We start from the raw sequence: 16,355 nt of genomic DNA on the forward strand, positions 1-16,355 counted from the left end.
CCCGGAGGGATTCGAACCCCCAACCTTCTGTTTGGGTCCCGCGGGCCGCGCTATCAGGGGTAACGCTCAGGTTCGCCGCTTGCATCGAGCTGCCTAGCGGTGAACAGTTACGCCCATGACTGATAAATGGCTCACAGTAATCACCGCATGGACTACCTACCTCGAGGCCGCGGGCACCTCACCGAACACGATAAGGACGCGCCGCGAGCATATGCAGCGCTTTGCGCGTACTGCGAGGGCGGCATCCCCGGGCGCGGTCACGGGCGATGCGCTCGTGCGATGGTTCGCTAAGCAAAATTGGGCGAGCGAGACTAGGCGATCGCATCGCAATACTCACCGCGCGTTTTGGGCATGGGCGCTCGAGGCGGGGCACTGCGACGTGAATCCGGCCGAGGCACTCCCCACGGTGAAGGCGGTCGAGGGGATCCCGCGGCCTATACCCGAGCACCTTTACCGCGAGGCGCTTCGCGAGGCCCCCGAGCGGGTGCGGCTCATTCTGCGACTCGCGGCCGAGGTAGGTCTCAGGCGCGCCGAGATAGCTCAAGTGCACGAGCGGGACCTTGTACGCGATTTGCAAGGGGTGAGTCTCATCGTTCACGGCAAGGGGAATCGCTCGCGGCTCATCCCGCTACCCCCGCGCCTAGGGGTCGAGGTCGAGGCCGCGTGCAGTGCGCGAGGCTACCTATTGCCAGGGGAATATCGAGGCCACCTATCGCCTAGATATGTTGGTAAGCTCGCGGCGCGCGCGTTGCCGAGGCCGTGGACACTGCACACTTTGCGCCACCGCTTTGCGACTCGCGCCTATTCGCTCGATCGGGACGTGTTCACGGTGCAGCAACTCCTAGGCCATGCTTCGCCCGCCACTACTCGCCGTTATGTCGCGCTCGACACGTCGAGGTTACGCGCGACGGTAGAAAAGATCGCGGCCTAGCCCTCGGGATTCTCGGGGGCCTCGGGATCCTCGGGGGCCTCGGCGCGGTGAGGGACGTTCACGCGGGCGAGGCCGAGAGCGGGGATCGCGAGCACGGCAACCGCGAGAGCGTCGAGTCGATCCGCGATGCCCTGCTCGATTAGTCCGAGCGCGGTGAGCAACGCGATAAGCGCCGCTACGACGGGGTAGGCCCATTTACGGAACTCGGGCGAGGTCAGTTCGCGGCCGTACCTGGTCACTGTGTTTTTGCGGTGTGTGTTCATTAGTCGATCTCTCTGTTTGCGCTTTCGAGCGCGTAAATTCGACGGAATATCTCTGAGAGGTTCCGGTCCGCGTAGTCGCGATGGTTCTCGATCTCGCGGCGAACTTGCCGGTTATCCTCACGGAGCTCGAGCGCGATCGTTTCAATGCGGTCCACGGCATCGCGGGTGGAGCCTCCTGAATTGTTCGTCAGCTCGTGCGCGGCGCTGCGGGCTGCCTCGCGTGTCTCGGTTAGTAGGGGCTTGAGTTTCTTCGTCCAAGCGGCATACGCGATCGCGAGCGCGCCGAAAAGGCCTACCGCGAACGTAGCGAGTAGGCCGAGTAGCGAGCCGAGCATCGCCGCTACCTCCTCGGGAGTATCGAGCGCCGGGGGCATCACTTAACCGGGAGCGTCCACGCCGCGGCCCATGTCTCGGCATCAACATAACCGGTGACCTTTAGGCCCTTGTTTTTCTGAAATTGACGGACTACTCGCTCAGTTTCGCGGCCGTAACGGCCGTCTGCACCGTCCTCACCGATCCCCCATCCACGAGCCTGCATTCGGGCTTGGTACACCGCGAGGCCCTTTGACCGCCACCGGCCCTTAACTTGGATCACATCGCCGGGGACGCGCGAGTTACGAGTCCTGCCACTAACAGACTGAATAGGCCCGCTAGGCGGCCCATAGTAATAACCGGCCGGTAGTGGAAACGCGGGGGCCTTTACACACACGGGTTTAGCCGCCGGTTTAGCGGCCGGTTTCGCCGTGCCCTTCGCGGCCGCCGGGGCCTTAGTCCCGCGCGCGAGCCGGTCGAGGCGCTCGAGATCCCACGGGCCCGGGCAATCGGTCGATGTCCAACGCTTATGCGGGATCAGTGGGAGATCGCCATATACCGCGCGAAGATTACGAATCAACTCGGCTACAGTCCGGTAGTCGCCGTCGGTGGCCTCGGGACGGCATTCAATCCCGATAGACACATGGTTACCGTGGCTCGATCCAGCGTGCCATGCCCGCCGATCGGGATCAACGATGCAGTACACCGTTCCAGCCTCCACGACATAGTGCGCGCTCACGCCCGAGCGGCGAGAGCATAGCCAATCCACAACGTTCGCAATTTTTTGGCCGCGCGATCCCCAATAATGGATAGTAATACTCTCGATCTTATGATCGCGTGCGTTTTGGTTAGGGCTTGTCCTGTCCGTAATGTATTTGTATGTCATTGTCGCTATGTCCTAGTCGGTCGCTACTATTGCGTGAATGAATACCGGGGTATTTACGGCAGTGTCGCTAGAAATGGATAGCGTTGCCTGGCCGTTTACGCCTTTATTAGGGGATACTTGCAAGTATGCATCAGGTGAGCCGCTAACCACTTGAACTAGATGGCCGTACTTAACTTTGAGCTGCGTTGGTAGTTGTGCCATTACCGATTTAGGCGCGCCTCCTTTAACTGTCCCCTCGATCTGAATGCCTGAAGGCAGTTTTCTGACTCTGATTCCGGCGTAAGTGTTCATCCCGAAGGGTGAAAATTCCTCCCACCCTCCTTCGAGCTTGAGCGGGATCCAAGCGCCTACGAGCTCGCGCGATTTATCGACTGCCTCGGCGATCTGTTTAGAAACTGTTGGAAACGTGGCGATGGTATCCCCTGGAAGCACGTAGGGGATTCCGTTAGGTGTCTTTCCTGGCATTTTTTATCCTTGGGTTGAAGTTGTAACAATTTGCGCCATATCCGCGAAAGTTACGGAATTGAGCTCATAGAACATGAGCGAGGGGATACCGGCTCTAAGCTGTGCCCATACCATGCCCCCGGCTGCCATGAGCGCGAGCGGGGCAGCATTGAGCGTGAGAGTAGACTCGCGCGGGTTAGCCGATAACTCGTATCTAATGCCCATCACGGCCTGATACCGATTTTTGATGTAAGGCGCGGGGCCAGTAATCTCGATGGCGCTATCCCATTCACTATCTCGGCCCCCGGCTACCCCCATAACTTCGGCGATGTAATCGAACCTTTCGGGATTGAGTGAGCGGCGTAGGCGAAGCGCATCGAGGGCGGGCTCAGGCTTTCCAGACGCGCGCGCACTATCTACGAGTTGCCGAATACGAACGGGGACGGGTAGATCTTCGACTCGTTTCGCGTCGAGCTTTTCAGCGGTCACGGGTAGCGATACTGCTGCGTGCGCGTCAATTGTGAGGCGCTGACCAACGTCGTTAATGTCGCCCCAATTGCGTGTAACCTCACGTGTGGAAGTCCATGCCACAACGGTCCATGATGCCGAGATAGCTGCGATCCGGCTGGAGTAGCTAACTTCCTGGCCTATGTCCTCGATCATGTTTGAGGGGACTTGAGGGGAGTTCTCGAGCTTCCTATATACGCTGTTTCCGCGTTTGTAGAGCACGACGCGGGGCACCGGTTTCTTTTTAATCCACAGTTTCCATTCGCCTGCTGAAACTTGGTCACCGGTAGCCGCGGCCGATTTCTCAAAAAGTTCTAGCGCTGAAGTTGAATCAATATCGAGCTGCGGCGCTCCTTCTGGTACTACGGTCCCGGTTGTGTTGTCGAAGTGGTAGGCGTCGCTCACGAGAGCGTTGCAGCCTTTTTCCATCGATATGCGCGGGTATAGAGTGCTGAAACGTTCGAGTCGATCCGAGTAAGGTTCATAGTTCCAGGGCGGTGCGCCTACGTAGGTTCGCGCGGCGATGCCCTTCTCGTCAATCGCGGTGAACGTGGTACGCCGATACTTTTCACCTTTACCCTTCGCGGGCGTGTAAATGCGGTCGATGTAGCCGTGAAAGATCTTGTGTCGATCGCCGCTACCCTCGGGCGTGATCTCAACCGCGACGCGATCGCCGAGCTTGAAAATGGTTTCAGGGTCATCGAGATTATGCGCGATCGTAAACGTTGCAGTAGCCGGGTCATAGGCATCAATCGGCGAAGGGCGTGAGCGCTCGATCGTCACGTGGTCGAGCACCGTCGGTTTACCGGCCTTTAGCTCATCGATGGTACGGGCGACGGCATCGCCGTTGCCGCGCACGATAGAAACTGCGTACCTGCTCATGCGAAGATCAACCGTCCATTAATATCGGCGCGGCCCGTACGCTGTGCCTGCTCGCGGAGCATCGCCTCGATGTCCCGCGCGACTCCAGCGCGATCCATAGCGCCATTGATAGTGATCGTGTAGTTGTATTGAGCGCCGCCGTTACCGCCGCGGCGCGCGGCCGATACCGGGAACGTGGGAGCGGTCGGAACATCGATCAAAGACTCAACCGCGCGATTAGCCTTGCCACTCATCCCGGTAATTCCGTCTATGAATCCCTGGCCCGTAAACGCGCCGATCTGAGCGAACACTCGAGAGGGCGAGTGAATCCCTAGAAAATTCTTGATCCCATCGACGGCGCGGCCCGCGATGCGTTTCGCGGCGCTCACGAGAGCGCCCCCCATCGAGCCGATGCCGTTTATCATTCCTTGGATCATGTTGCGGCCTACGCCTCGGAGTAGGCCAGAGAGGTTGCCGAGAGCGGCGCGGATCCGGCCGGGGATCTGCCTCACGTTTGAGAGTAGGCGGCCGATGAACCCCACTACGCCGCTTACTAGAGCGCTGAATCCGTTTCGGGCGAGGCTCGAGGCGGTGCGGGCGGCGTTGCCGATCGTTCGGGCGATGTTGTTAAAGATCGAGGAGGCTGAGCGCCATAGGCCCGAGAACAGATGACCGACGGCTGCAGTCATGCCCGATATGAGTCGTTTCGCCGTTGCACCGCCGCGGGCGAAGCTGGCCGTTACCGTGTTCCATAGGCCGGTAGTGAGCGACTTGATGCGATTCCATCCCATCGAGATCCAGCGCGCTGCTGTCTCGGCGAGTGCTTTCACTATTCCCGTGATCGTGTTGCCTACGCCGGTCAGTAGCGACACGATGGCGTTCCAGACGCCTGCGAAAATGTTTTGCGCGCCCTGCCATACTGAGGCCCAATCGCCGGAGATCACTCCGGCAATGACCGTGATTACCCCTCCGACGGCCTGCAGCAAGCCGTCGAGGATCCCCACAACGGCCCCGATCACCGTTTGCACAACGGGGAGAATTGCCTGAATAGCGGGGGTGAGGAACTTGATAATTGTTTGCGCGATCATCGCGAGGGGCTGCACGATAGCGATAATGCGCGGCATGAGCGTGGTGAAGGCCGCGGTTACCGCGGGGATAATCGTGGCACCGATCTGCGTGAAGATCGGGATAGCTGCAGAGAATATCCCGAGCACAGCGGGGAGCACGGTGCCCGCTGCCTGAATGAGGATCGGCATAATAGCGTTTACGGCATTCAGAATGAGCGGCAAGATAGTTTGCCCCGCTGCGAGTAGAGTCTCGCCGAGCATCAGCGCTGAATAATAGAGCGACTCAGCAACCGGCGCGATAGCGGCGAGGATCCCCGCGAAGGGTGAGGCCGCGGCCCCGGTCGCATTGAATCCGCTCGCTAGGTCAGTAATGACCGGGCCGAGACCGCTAATAGTCTCCGTGAGAACGGGGCCCACAACGTCCGCGAATTGCTGCAATGCGGGCATAACGGATCCCGTCACGAGTCCTAGCAACGACGTTAGCGCCGGTAGCAACATCATGCCCACTTGGGCAACGAAGTTACCCCACTGGGCGGTAAGTATCTGCACCTGTCCCGCGAACGTGCCGGTTTCACGCCCAAAGTTGCCTTGAGCGGCCGTTGATTGATCCATGATGAGTGCGAGCGTCGCGGCTTGTGATGCGTTCGTGTCGAGCGCGCCCCCCACTTTCTTAAACCCGAGCTCGGCCGCTTTCGCGTCGATCGATGCCTGCGTGAGGCTAATTCCGTAACGCTCGATTGGGTCACGTTCGCCCTTGAGTGCACTGGAGAGTGCGTTCACTGCGTCTGTGGTGGATCCGCCATACATTGATGCGAGATCTGCGCCGAGGCCAATGAGATTGTTTGTTTTTGCGCCTAGCTCCTCCATGCTCGTGCCGCCGTTTTTGAGCTGTGTCGCGATCACGGCTGCTAGTTCGTTGTAGCTGTTTTCGGTGAGGCCGAGGGATGTTGCCGCGCCCTGTGCGTATCCGTGGATCACGCCCGCTTGATCCTTGAAAATAGTGTCGATCGCGCCGCGGGATTGCTCGAGATCGCCCGCTGCTTTCACACCTGCAACGCCGAGCGCACCGAGCGCGCCCGCGCCTGCGAGGGCAACGCCGCCGATAACCTTACCCATACCGCCGAGAACGCCGGAAAGTTTGCTCGCGCCTCCCTCAGCCTCGGACATGGCAGAGCGCGCGCCCTTAGCATCACCGAGGATGCGCACGGATAGAATCGCTGTTTTCCCTGCCATGCCCTAATGCCTTTCTAGTTTTTGTCGTTCAATTCACTTAGCTCGAGTAGTGCGAACTCGAGGTGAATAGGATCGCCGTTTAGCCACTGCTCGCACGGTATCCCCGTCGCGATCGCGAGCTGCACTAATAGCCGGGTATTCCCGGCGTTTATTCCCCCGCGAGGCCCTCGCTCGTTTCGTTCGCGTCAGCGGTGAAACTAATATCGGCAACCCGCTCGAGGAAAGCCTCATAGGTGTCGGAGATTTCGCCCTCGCGATTCAGTGCAGCCCACGCTAGAAAAGCTTGGACGGTGAACTCGTCGCGCGTAATGTTCCAGTCGTTGTTACGGGCTGCTTTTTCGAGCCGGATTTTATCGGCGAAAAGTACGCGCCGATCGAGGTATCGCGTACCGTCCTGCAGTTCGACACTGATAAGTGTGCGGCGAATATCTGCCATGATTACTTTCCTTTGATCTGGTCGAGCGCGTGCTCGATTGCTTTCTCGTAAATTGGAATCCAGAGCGACTCAGTGCGCTGAGCGCCCTCGGTGAGGAAGGGCCGGGCGGGGATCCCGCGGCGAGGCCAGCCCCAATGGATTACCCCCGCGTAGGGGATCCGTTTCTTACCCGCGCGGATAACGCCCGCGGTTTTTTGTCCACTTGAACGAACCGACGCGGCGAGGGCCCCCGAGCGGCGAGGCGCGAGAGCGGCCGCGGCCTCGGCCGCGATCTTCGCGGCTGCAGCGTGAGCGGCCTTGAGGTCCTCGAGATCGTCACCTGCCTCGCGAAGTGTGCGCCGTAGCCGTTTCGCTCCCTCAACCTCGATCAGGGGCCGCGGCTTAGACATTGCTGCCGCCGCTGCTGCCGCCGCTCGCGGCCTTCATTTGAGGCATACCCCCCGAGATCTTCCACTCGAAACTAGCGGTATTAGCCGTCTTTACATCGCCACCAACGGACACGGCTCGCACAATAACCTTGCCGGTAATCGTCATGTCGTTATCGTTTCGGGGCCGGAACGTGAACGGCAATTCCTTGCCAGTGTTTTCCCACGTCCAAGCAACGAGCGACTTCATGGAGTATTCCTGCATGAACTCACCCGAGAGCGTGCCCTCGAAGCGTCCTTCGTCGTAGAATTCGGAACCGTCGAGAACGGGCGTAGGGTCCTCATCTTTCCACGAGGGTTCAATCGTGCATTTAGTGACCTCCGAGGCCATTTCGCGGGGTGAGCCTGTTTCGCCGAGCTTGAGCGAGCCAGGACCAAGTTTGCGGGTAGCGAGAGCGGGCATGATATTTCCCTTCCTATGGGGTGTTATTCGTGTGTCGTGAACTCGATTTCGTAGCCGGGGAAGGTCCCGGCCGCGAGCTCGAGCGTGTAGGGGCGTGCAGTCGTGATCCAGAGAGCTTGGTCAGCGATCTCGAGCAATTCCTCGAGGGCCTCGAGGGCGGGCACGGGGTCGCGGCCGCTGCCAGTTAGTGCCCACGCGGTCCACGTGTATTCGCGCTGTGTGATCGTGGTGAACTCGATTGACGGGCCCGCGGTCACGAGGATCGCGTGGGCCCCGGCCGCGAGGGCCGCGGCCGCTGCGTGCGGGTCAGCGGTCGCGGTCACGTCGAGGCCTTGGTCGCGGATCGCGGCCTCGAGCTCTTCGAGGATCGTCGATAACTGTTCGGTTAGCGTGCTCATGCGATTCCCGGGCCTAGGTAAGGTCGAAGGATCGCATAAGCGGGCGTGAGCGGGTCGAGGGCTGGCCGCGCCGGGTTGCCGAGTAGCTCGGGGTCCCCATACGAGGGGGTACCGATCGCGCTCATTCGACGGCCGTAGAGATTAGCCCCCACCTCGAGGGCCGCGGCCTGCTCGATCGCCTCGGGCACCTCGCGGCCCGCGATCCTGTCGCGCACGAGCTGCAGCGCCTGCACCGCGCACGAGCTCACGAAACTGTGGTCCCGTGAATCCGCGCGCGTGTAGGCGATCAGTAGCGGCGCGAGGGCCTCAGCGGTGAGCATTACGCCGCCGCCGCGCCGAGCTTGATCGGCAAAATAGCCTGCGGGAACGGATCAATAACCGCCATGTACCCGTAGAGGCTGAACTGCTTGGAAAGGTTCACGATGTTGTCGTCCTGCAGCTGCGTCGGAGAATTGCTATTCTCGAGAGTCTTGATCGCCGCCGAGTCGTAGAACGTTGCAGTTTTTTCGGGTACCTCACCGAATAGGCAATGAACGGGGACTGTCGCGAGGTCGCCGTCTGCCTTTGGCAGGTTCAGCGTGCCGGTGAACTCGTCCGCGCTATTGACTTTCATCGCGGGTACGCTCGCGTACTCGAGTCGCTGCAGCTCCTTGAAAACGTCCTTGGACACGAGCAACCCTTCGAGGTTGAACCCGTTTTCCGTGTAGTGCTCGCTCGCGTCGATAATCGCATCGCGCCAGCCGTATACCTTCGTATCGGCGAGGGTGAGGGCCGAGCTAGCTCGATCCGCGATAACCTTGAGGATCTTCTCGCGAAGCGCGTCATTAGTTGCCTTCGCGTAGGCGAGGCCGAGGGCCTTTAGAACGGTATCGAGGTATGGGAGGTTAGAGCGCTCGATCACCTGTCGAGAGAGCTCAGTCCATCCACCGAACGTTTCGATCGGTGCGCTCTTCGTGGTGAGTGCCACTTTGCCGGGGCCGGGGAGGTTCGCGCCCTCGGCGCTTTGCTTACCGGCCTTAAGGGTGTTGTCGGTGAGCTGTGCATAATCAACACTCATGCCGGTCGCGGGGAGCGCGCCACGGTCGAAAAGGTTCACGAGGTCGCGGCGCTCCTGCACCCACTGAATAAACTCACCGAGGTAAGTCTCATTCTTGATAGCACCGCTCGACGTTTGACCGGTAAACGCGCGATGGAACTCGAGAGCATCCTCCTCGCCCGCTGCAACGGCCTTGAGGTATGCGCCCATTGACCTCCATCGAGGCTCGGAGGGGGCGGCGCTCGTGTTGAGCTCGAGGCCCTTAACAGATCGCTCGAGATCCTGCAGATGCTCCTCGAGGGGGGTGAGATCGGCGCGAGTGAGCGCGGGGGCGTTGTTCATGGTTGCTCCTTTTTCAGTGTGGGGGTTGCTGTGTCGTACGGTCGTAATCTTTGCGTTGGAATAGGCGGGGAACGGTACGAGGGAGAACTCGAGCGCCCTCACTTTTGTGTGGACGATGGTCTCGGGGTCCGTCGATTCCCCCTCGTGCTCGATCCGGTACTCTTCGGGCCTGAATCCGATACTCATGCGGGTAATCACGCCGTCCTTGAGTAGGGTCGCGGCCTCGCGGCCTCGCGGCGTGTCCGATAGGCGGCCCGTGATCTCGTAGCCCTCGGGCGTGTCCGTGCCGCTCGTGATCGTCCCGATTGGTTCATCGTGCCGCCATAGCACGAGCGTCGGAACGTCATCGCGGTTGAGGTCGATAGATCCCGGCTCGAACCGCTCACGCTGCCCCCACAGTTCGATCGTTTCGCCGTAGGGTACGCCGATGCCGGTGAACTCGCGGCCTTCGTCCCGGGCGCGGATCAGCACGTCGAGGGCGCGGTCGCTCGTGATCGTTTCGGGCGTGATGGTAGTGGTCATGCTGTGAGCTCCTCGATAGGTTTCGTGATGCCGAGCGGGGGAAGATTCTCGATCGCGCGAACTTCGTCGATCGTCATAAAGCCCGCGCGGATCGCGGTCTCGTGCGCGGCGTATCGTGAGGTGGTATCGGCTCTTAGTAGTGCCTCGAAGTTGAAGCGCACAGTTTGGCCGCGCGGTGCGAGCTCGGTGAGGGCCTCCTCGATTTTTCGCGTGTAGCTCGAGAGGGTAAAGCGAATGAAGCCGAGCCACTCTTGTTCGACGTTCGAGTAGGTCATCGAATTGCCGTCGATCGCGGTGAGCATCAGGCTCGAGGGGACGCCGAAAATGCGGGCAATGTCGAGCGTGTCGAACTGCTGAGCTTCGATCCACATCGCGTCTTTAGGGCTAATGAGGATCGGCTCATAGTGCAGCCCTTTGCCGAGAACACGGATTCGTGACGGGTTATCCGTCTGTGCGAGCGGTTTGCCGTCCTCGTCGAGCTGGTTCCAGAGATTGCGATATTGCCTCGCGTCATCCGGGGTGAGGCGGTCATCGCTCGAGAGCACTCCAGAGGGCTGCCCGGTTTCCCACCACTGCGCCGAGTAGGCGTTCATGTCGCGGGCGCTGCGCATAGTGTTTTGCGCGGCCTGTATCGGGCCGATGCCGCGAAACATCCCGGGAAGCGCGAGAAACTTGAGGTGCTTGATGCGGTCGCTAGTGTAGGTGCGCCCGTCATAGTCGAAAAGTGGTACCCCGTGCTTGTCGTGCCACACTGTGACCGCGTGAGGATTGAGCGGGGTAAGTTGTGTCGTCTCGGTCGCGGTCGGTCCACCTTCGCGCATGATGAAAGCGTTACCTGTTGCTGCGAGCGAGGTCGCTACATACCCGAGAAACTGCGAGCGAGGCATGTCCAGGCACGGGCGGCGCACGAGCGCGGGCACGTCCGCGCCGGTGAGGGTAACGCCGCCGCGCTCAACATCGATCGAGAGCTGTTCGACGGCTGCTTGAATGATCTGCAACGCGCGGAAAACTGCGGGGATTGTCGCGGCCTCGGAGATCGACACGGGGAGGGAATCGCGGGCGGGGGGAATGATGCCCGCCGCGATGTTCGCCTCATGGCGGCGTTGAATCCCGCCGGTGAGGTTATCGAGCATCCGCGTTAGCCAATTCATGCCCCTAGGCTCACGCGCGGCCCGGGGGAGGGCCTAGCGGCCGCGGCGCGGGAATACAGTGCGCTACAGGTTAGAACAGTTGTATGCGGTGCGTGTCGGTGTGTTTGTGGGTAGCGTGCCAGAGCGCGGCCGAGGCGGCGATAAGCGCGGGCACGGGGCCGAGGGATTTGTCGCGGTCAATGAGCTCGATGCCGTTTCGGGTGCGTAGCTGAGCCGATGCGATTGCAGCCTGCAGCACTTTCGAGCCGTCGTGCTTGAGGCGGCGCTCATCGCGAGCGGCTGCCAGTAGATCCAGATCAGCGGTTGAGCGCTCTTGCATCGAGAGGCGTTGCACGGTGAGCGCGGGCTCGCGATCGGTATCGCTCGTGAGCGGGTGAATATCGTCCGTGATGCGGCGAACGGGCCCGCCGTCATCAGCGGCGATCTCGTTCACGCCGTAATAGTCGCGTAGGTGCATGAGATACGGCTCGAGCCATGCCGTGCCCGGTGCTTGATGTAGGACGCGAACGACGGGCGAGCCGTCTGTGTCGATCCATGCCGCGACTACGGCCGCGCATGCGTTGCCGGGTGCTACCTCGATGCCGATGCCACACTCGGATAGCTCGGGGATGGTTTCGGGGTCGCGGGCGAGATCCTCCCATACCTCGAGCGGGATTATCGAGTCAGTGACCACGGTTATTAGGTTCATGTATGCGCGGATCCGCTCGGACTCGCTCACGCCCGCGGCGTACATTTCCGTCGCGAGGTCATCCTCGCTAATGGTGTTGCCTAGCGCCGGGTGAAACTGCCACCATGATTCGCGGTCATCCGGGTCGAGGCCTTCGGGCAACTGCCATGCAAAATAAGCGAGTGACGGGTCATCACCTTTCTCGCCTGCCTCCACGTAGCGGTTCATGAACGTTGATAGCGCCGTCCCTTTGGTTGAGATCATCCAGATTTGCGCCCGGTTGCCTAGGGTAATCATGCCCGGCGAGGCCCCGCCGAGTAGGGCATCGCCGAGTTGCTCGCTGTATTTCCATACCTCATCGAAGTCCACAAAGTGAGGGGTCTCGCCGTGCAGTGCCCCGTTTACTGGGCTGAACCGGGTGAGGCGCGATCGGTTCGCATACACTTGCAGCCCCTCTGCCCCGTTCGATCGAAGCGACTTACATAGAGGCGCAAGGGGTGAAGTTTCAACGCGCTCGATCATTTTCATGATGCGTTCACGCGCGGCCTTGCCAGTTTGCGCGGTGCTGAAAGCGTCGATGCCGGGGCGGGTCAGGATCCTATGCAGCCGAACCGGTTGCATTAGCGTTGATTTGCCAGACTGCCTAGGAACAGACACGAACACTGTTTTGTATTTGTATACTCGGTCGCCGTCCTGGTCGAGCCGGTACTCTGTCCCGATGTCCGCTACTAAGCGTTGCCAGGGCATGAGCTCGAGCCCGAGCAATCTCGCTACTCGAGCAATTTCAGCCCCCTCACTCTTATATGAGAGGTCGCGTTCGGGCGCGAACGTAGGGGCGGGCGCGTGCGTGAACCGTGCACGCGCGAGGGCGGGCGCGGTCATTCTTCCGTTTCCATGATCGCGGCGAGTACCCGGTCGAGCTCACTCGACGGGGCGGCCTTTTCGGGCTGAGGCAAGTCCATAAGCATACGGTGCACCACGTCGTGGAATTGTGCGCGGCCGCTAGGGCGGCCTACGCCGCGGGACTCGTCGAGCTCGCGAGCTGCTGCGAGCAACTGAGCGATCTGGCCAGCATAGAGGGCACCGTCGAGGATCCCGTCTGCGATCTTACGCTCGATCTCTTTTTGGACCGCGATCTCAACCGGGCCGGGGCCGCTCGAGGCCGCCGGGGCGGGGGTATCGAAAAGTGCGCTAGTGTGCTTAGTGTTCATTCCTTGCCCCTTTGTTTATAACCTTGCCGTGTTTTGTGGAAAGTGCGTTATTTAGTGTTTTTTCTAGGCGGTCCGGGGGGATTTTTCCGTTGGGGCGCGGGGTGGACCGGGGGCCCGTGGTCAGAAAAAGCGCCAGCGAGAGCGCGAGATGTTCAACGCTCTTGCTATTCCTCATGTCTTTTGAACCAATCTTCTAGCGCTGCTAATTGTGTCTTTATTGTTTGGTTAGTTTGTTTTCGTTCTTTTATTCTTTGCTTTAGTGTTTCTTTTGGTGCGATTAGTGTTTCGATTTCTGTTGCGTCGATCGTTCGCGCTGCCTGCTCGCGGGCGTTGCGGGTAGCGCCTGAGACTATGACCGCGGCCCGCGCTGTCTTGTCTCGGCCGATATGTCTTAGAGCTGCCTTGAACTCTCGCCCGTGATGCCCATTCCATTCCGCATCGTCTGCGTCATACACTTTGAGGCCGTCCTCGCGCTCGAGCTCACGGGCACGGGTACTCTTTCCAGCCCCGGGGGGCCCGGTAATGAGCACGACACGACGGGGTACCCCTGTTTTCGTAAGGGGGGTGAGTGGTCGAGTTTCGCGAGGGGGTACCCCTTTATCTGTTGGTGTATCGGGTCGCGTGAAGTAGCTAAGGCCGCTGTGCACTTCTGCTGCGATGCCCTCGGAGATTCGATCCTGTAGGGAGTAGTTGCAGCGCTTGTGCGCGGGCCTAGTGTTCTCGAGCGTGGTCACTCCTCCCTTCGATCGCGGGGTGAGGTGCTGCAGCGATTCATCACCGCGCGCGATCGCGAGGCCACAGATACAACACACATACCCGTGAATCGCGAGCGACTGATCCAGTAGCGCCCGGCGCTGTGGCCCGCTCAGCGTCATGTAGTCATCCATTGCGGCTGCCTCGCTTCCTTCCCGGTTTCACCTCGTGCGCTTCGATCCACGTCGAGAGCTTTCCCCGGTGGTACCTGATTTGATTACCGATCTTGAGATAGGCCGGGCCGCGGCCGGTCGAGCGCCATTCCTGCAGCGTGCGCGTCGAGACATCGAGGCCCCACTCGGTAAGCTGCTCAGCGGCCTCGGAGGGTGAGAGTAGCGGGCGATGCCGCTCGCTCGAACGGTAGGCGCTCATCGTTGCCCCTCGCTGCGATCCGGGTCGAGCTGGTTGCCCGCGATCGTCACGAGATCGAAGGCCTCGAAAATTAGGCGATAAGTGTCGCGGTGGATAGGTAGGCGGCTCGAGTCATCACGGATCACGGCTGCTGCAACGTAGATGACGCTCGCGAGCTCGCGAACCTTCCTAGCGTGAGCGTTCAGCTCGGCGCGAGTCTCCTCGGTAGCTCGGTCGATTGAGCTCTCTCGCTGTGTCATCGTGTCTTGCTCTCTTCTAGTTTCTTTCGGATCATCGCGCGATGTTCGCGCCACATTGCGGCCGTCGCGGGACTCATCCGCGGGTGCCTCGGACAATCGGCTGCCCTGCAAGCACCAAACTCGTTCAAGATCGAACCGCACTCGCTGCAGTACTGCACCCCGGTCCGAGCGGGATCGATGAAGCGAGAACACGAGCGGTTACGACACTTACCCTCGGAGCGGTTATGCCTGCAGCTAGGACACGGATCAGCGGCCCCGTACAGTGGTTGAGTTGCCATCGTTTCGTTTCTTTCGTTGAGCAATGGTGAGTAGTTCCAGCGGGCTTGAGCTAGGCGAAGCGTTCAAACTCTTTGGGAGGGAGAGAGGGAGCTGAGGGAGGATAGAGAGGCCCCCCATTCGAGGGGGCTCTCTTCGGTCGGTCGATCGGTCGATCGGTCGAACGTCGAGGCGCTACGGGTATTACTCGCATGCGCTCGGGGCGGTATATGCGATCGATGCGGGATTATTCCCCTCACGCTCTGCACGTGAACCCCCGGCGGCCCGGCCTTTTAGTACTCGGGGGAGCTCGATCGCTCGGCACAGGCTGTCCTAATTAGGGGCGCCTTCCCCCCTAGCCCCTTGTGCAGTCGGGCCGATGCACGCCTCAGTGTTTCGCCCTGAGTAATCGCCGCGCCTCGCACGCGGTGGTGTATTCAGTTATCGGTAGGCCGGTGGGCTAGGGCGGGAAGCGCTCAGGGAGCTCAGCGAGCAATCCGCGAAGGTCCTGGAAGATATAACCGAGGTGCTTATCGACGATGAGCAACTCACTCGCGATCGCGGTGCGCTCATCGATGGTGAGCGCGGTGAATAGCGGCCGCTTAGTCGAACTGATATCGGTGTAGATTCGCCTGAGCTCGCGGCGATTAGCGCCGAGGCGCTTCGCGATCGTGGTGAGCTCGGCGCGTTTCTCGAGTAGGTCGCGATTCACCACGGCGGGGTCTCGCTCTCTTCGCTCTTTTCGTATCCCTCGATTAGGCCGAGGCAATATGCCTCGAGCTTGTCGAGGGCGCGAAGGTACCCGCGGCACTCAGGCGTGAGCGAGCTCGTATCGCCGTGCAGCATCCCTGCAGCGGTCGCGCTTTGCAGTTCCCGAATGTAGTTCACTATCGGGAAAATGTTTTTGACCTGCGTCACTTGAGCCCACCTGCCTCGAGAGCATCGAGCTCGGCATCACTCGGTGGTTCAGCCGTGAGCACGTAAGCGATCGCGAGAACCTGCGTGGCGATAACTGCGACGGTGAACGCCGTGATAGCGAGCGCGGAGATCATCGCCCCACCTCGCTCTTCGAAGCGGCGATCTTGTCAATTTCCTCAGCGTCGAACATGAACGCGCCCCGGCCTAGTGGAAAGACTGAGGCGGGGGTCAGTTTTCCGCCTTGGACTTGTCGCGCGATCGTGCGCGGCGTTACGTGCAACCGCTCAGCGGCCTCACGTGTAGTAATAAGTCGGTCAGTAGACATATGTCTATCTGTAGCCTATGCATAGACATATGTCAAGCCATTAGGGTGAAGTGCCCCTAAGTCTCTTGTGAAGTGAAAGCGCGGTGTCTAGTGTTAGACTCATGAGCATTCAACCCACGGCCGGGGCCGTTCCAGAGATCACGCTCGCGCAACGCCTAAGAATTGCAAGGGAGTTCGCGGGTCTAGAGCAGACTGAACTATCAGAGCGTGCACAGATTAGCCGGGCGACGATATCGGCATCAGAGCGCGGGCGAAGCGTTCCTTCGCGCTCCGTGCTCACCCTTTGGGCATTCGCATGCGGTGTTGATCGCGACTGGTTGAGAACTGGGCATAAAAATACCCCCTCACCTGATGGTGAGGGGGTTGAAGCGCGCCCGGAGGGATTCGAACCCCCAACC

General features: G+C 60.4%; 24 protein-coding genes. 2 read left to right on the forward strand and 22 right to left on the reverse strand.

What is annotated here, in order from left to right; genetic code table 11:
• Positions 1-115 precede the first annotated feature (115 nt).
• Positions 116-931: a tyrosine-type recombinase/integrase gene (locus HMPREF3157_RS02070; RefSeq protein ID WP_070435393.1), complete on the forward strand. Its 816-nt coding sequence runs from the start codon at positions 116-118 to the stop codon at positions 929-931.
• On the opposite strand, the gene HMPREF3157_RS02075 is transcribed toward HMPREF3157_RS02070, so the two are convergent.
• The 22 genes from HMPREF3157_RS02075 to HMPREF3157_RS10910 form a co-directional block, all read right to left on the reverse strand.
• On the reverse strand, positions 928-1,194 hold the full coding sequence (locus HMPREF3157_RS02075; RefSeq protein ID WP_070435394.1) for a hypothetical protein: 267 nt from the start codon (positions 1,192-1,194) through the stop codon (positions 928-930). The genes HMPREF3157_RS02070 and HMPREF3157_RS02075 overlap by 4 nt on opposite strands.
• Positions 1,194-1,571 (reverse strand): hypothetical protein, encoded by a 378-nt coding sequence (locus HMPREF3157_RS02080; protein ID WP_141740581.1) that lies wholly within the window; start codon positions 1,569-1,571, stop codon positions 1,194-1,196. The genes HMPREF3157_RS02075 and HMPREF3157_RS02080 overlap by 1 nt, the downstream gene beginning before the upstream one ends.
• Positions 1,568-2,392, reverse strand: a complete 825-nt coding sequence (locus HMPREF3157_RS02085) for a peptidoglycan recognition protein family protein (RefSeq protein ID WP_070435396.1) — start codon at positions 2,390-2,392, stop codon at positions 1,568-1,570. The genes HMPREF3157_RS02080 and HMPREF3157_RS02085 overlap by 4 nt, the downstream gene beginning before the upstream one ends.
• 12 nt (positions 2,393-2,404) lie before the next feature.
• Positions 2,405-2,857, reverse strand: a complete 453-nt coding sequence (locus HMPREF3157_RS10360; RefSeq protein ID WP_141740582.1) for a hypothetical protein — start codon at positions 2,855-2,857, stop codon at positions 2,405-2,407.
• 3 nt (positions 2,858-2,860) lie between these two features.
• Positions 2,861-4,225 (reverse strand): hypothetical protein, encoded by a 1,365-nt coding sequence (locus HMPREF3157_RS02090; protein WP_070435397.1) that lies wholly within the window; start codon positions 4,223-4,225, stop codon positions 2,861-2,863.
• Positions 4,222-6,504: a phage tail protein gene (locus HMPREF3157_RS02095; RefSeq protein ID WP_070435398.1), complete on the reverse strand. Its 2,283-nt coding sequence runs from the start codon at positions 6,502-6,504 to the stop codon at positions 4,222-4,224. Before HMPREF3157_RS02095 ends, HMPREF3157_RS02090 begins: the two co-directional genes overlap by 4 nt.
• Positions 6,505-6,652: 148 nt before the next feature.
• Positions 6,653-6,940, reverse strand: coding sequence for a hypothetical protein (locus tag HMPREF3157_RS02100; protein ID WP_070435399.1), 288 nt, complete (start codon positions 6,938-6,940; stop codon positions 6,653-6,655).
• A gap of 2 nt (positions 6,941-6,942) precedes the next feature.
• Entirely contained in the window at positions 6,943-7,329 is a 387-nt protein-coding gene (locus HMPREF3157_RS02105) for a hypothetical protein (RefSeq protein ID WP_070435400.1), read from the reverse strand.
• A complete protein-coding gene (locus HMPREF3157_RS02110) occupies positions 7,322-7,768 on the reverse strand; it encodes a hypothetical protein (protein ID WP_070435401.1) in 447 nt (148 codons plus the stop codon). Before HMPREF3157_RS02110 ends, HMPREF3157_RS02105 begins: the two co-directional genes overlap by 8 nt.
• Positions 7,769-7,791: 23 nt before the next feature.
• Entirely contained in the window at positions 7,792-8,166 is a 375-nt protein-coding gene (locus HMPREF3157_RS02115; RefSeq protein ID WP_070435402.1) for a hypothetical protein, read from the reverse strand.
• Positions 8,163-8,486 carry a hypothetical protein gene (locus tag HMPREF3157_RS02120; protein ID WP_070435403.1) on the reverse strand — a complete coding sequence of 108 codons (324 nt, stop codon included), beginning with the start codon at positions 8,484-8,486 and terminating at the stop codon, positions 8,163-8,165. Before HMPREF3157_RS02120 ends, HMPREF3157_RS02115 begins: the two co-directional genes overlap by 4 nt.
• Positions 8,486-10,066, reverse strand: a complete 1,581-nt coding sequence (locus HMPREF3157_RS02125; RefSeq protein ID WP_070435404.1) for an HK97 family phage prohead protease — start codon at positions 10,064-10,066, stop codon at positions 8,486-8,488. The genes HMPREF3157_RS02120 and HMPREF3157_RS02125 overlap by 1 nt, the downstream gene beginning before the upstream one ends.
• The gene (locus HMPREF3157_RS02130) at positions 10,063-11,217 is read right to left on the reverse strand and encodes a phage portal protein (protein ID WP_083288020.1); all 1,155 of its coding nucleotides are present in this window, start codon (positions 11,215-11,217) and stop codon (positions 10,063-10,065) included. The genes HMPREF3157_RS02125 and HMPREF3157_RS02130 overlap by 4 nt, the downstream gene beginning before the upstream one ends.
• Before the next feature lie 70 nt (positions 11,218-11,287).
• A complete protein-coding gene (locus HMPREF3157_RS02135; protein WP_371440676.1) occupies positions 11,288-12,328 on the reverse strand; it encodes a hypothetical protein in 1,041 nt (346 codons plus the stop codon).
• A 434-nt stretch (positions 12,329-12,762) separates the two neighbouring features.
• Positions 12,763-13,095, reverse strand: a complete 333-nt coding sequence (locus tag HMPREF3157_RS02140) for a hypothetical protein (RefSeq protein ID WP_070435407.1) — start codon at positions 13,093-13,095, stop codon at positions 12,763-12,765.
• A 164-nt stretch (positions 13,096-13,259) separates the two neighbouring features.
• Positions 13,260-13,982, reverse strand: a complete 723-nt coding sequence (locus tag HMPREF3157_RS10905) for an AAA family ATPase (RefSeq protein ID WP_083288021.1) — start codon at positions 13,980-13,982, stop codon at positions 13,260-13,262.
• Positions 13,975-14,220: a helix-turn-helix domain-containing protein gene (locus HMPREF3157_RS02145; protein ID WP_070435408.1), complete on the reverse strand. Its 246-nt coding sequence runs from the start codon at positions 14,218-14,220 to the stop codon at positions 13,975-13,977. Before HMPREF3157_RS02145 ends, HMPREF3157_RS10905 begins: the two co-directional genes overlap by 8 nt.
• Positions 14,217-14,459, reverse strand: coding sequence for a hypothetical protein (locus HMPREF3157_RS02150; RefSeq protein WP_070435409.1), 243 nt, complete (start codon positions 14,457-14,459; stop codon positions 14,217-14,219). The genes HMPREF3157_RS02145 and HMPREF3157_RS02150 overlap by 4 nt, the downstream gene beginning before the upstream one ends.
• A 715-nt stretch (positions 14,460-15,174) precedes the next feature.
• Positions 15,175-15,429, reverse strand: coding sequence for a hypothetical protein (locus tag HMPREF3157_RS02155; protein WP_070435410.1), 255 nt, complete (start codon positions 15,427-15,429; stop codon positions 15,175-15,177).
• A complete protein-coding gene (locus HMPREF3157_RS02160) occupies positions 15,423-15,632 on the reverse strand; it encodes a hypothetical protein (RefSeq protein WP_070435411.1) in 210 nt (69 codons plus the stop codon). Before HMPREF3157_RS02160 ends, HMPREF3157_RS02155 begins: the two co-directional genes overlap by 7 nt.
• Positions 15,629-15,766 (reverse strand): hypothetical protein, encoded by a 138-nt coding sequence (locus HMPREF3157_RS10480; protein WP_168161672.1) that lies wholly within the window; start codon positions 15,764-15,766, stop codon positions 15,629-15,631. The genes HMPREF3157_RS02160 and HMPREF3157_RS10480 overlap by 4 nt, the downstream gene beginning before the upstream one ends.
• The gene (locus tag HMPREF3157_RS10910) at positions 15,763-15,957 is read right to left on the reverse strand and encodes a helix-turn-helix transcriptional regulator (RefSeq protein WP_083288022.1); all 195 of its coding nucleotides are present in this window, start codon (positions 15,955-15,957) and stop codon (positions 15,763-15,765) included. The genes HMPREF3157_RS10480 and HMPREF3157_RS10910 overlap by 4 nt, the downstream gene beginning before the upstream one ends.
• A gap of 101 nt (positions 15,958-16,058) precedes the next feature.
• Here HMPREF3157_RS10910 and HMPREF3157_RS10915 point away from each other — a divergent pair.
• On the forward strand, positions 16,059-16,355 hold a 297-nt coding region (locus HMPREF3157_RS10915; protein ID WP_083288023.1), incomplete at its 3' end, for a helix-turn-helix domain-containing protein.

Source organism: Dermabacter sp. HMSC06F07 (assembly GCF_001807345.1).
GTDB lineage: Bacteria > Actinomycetota > Actinomycetes > Actinomycetales > Dermabacteraceae > Dermabacter > Dermabacter hominis.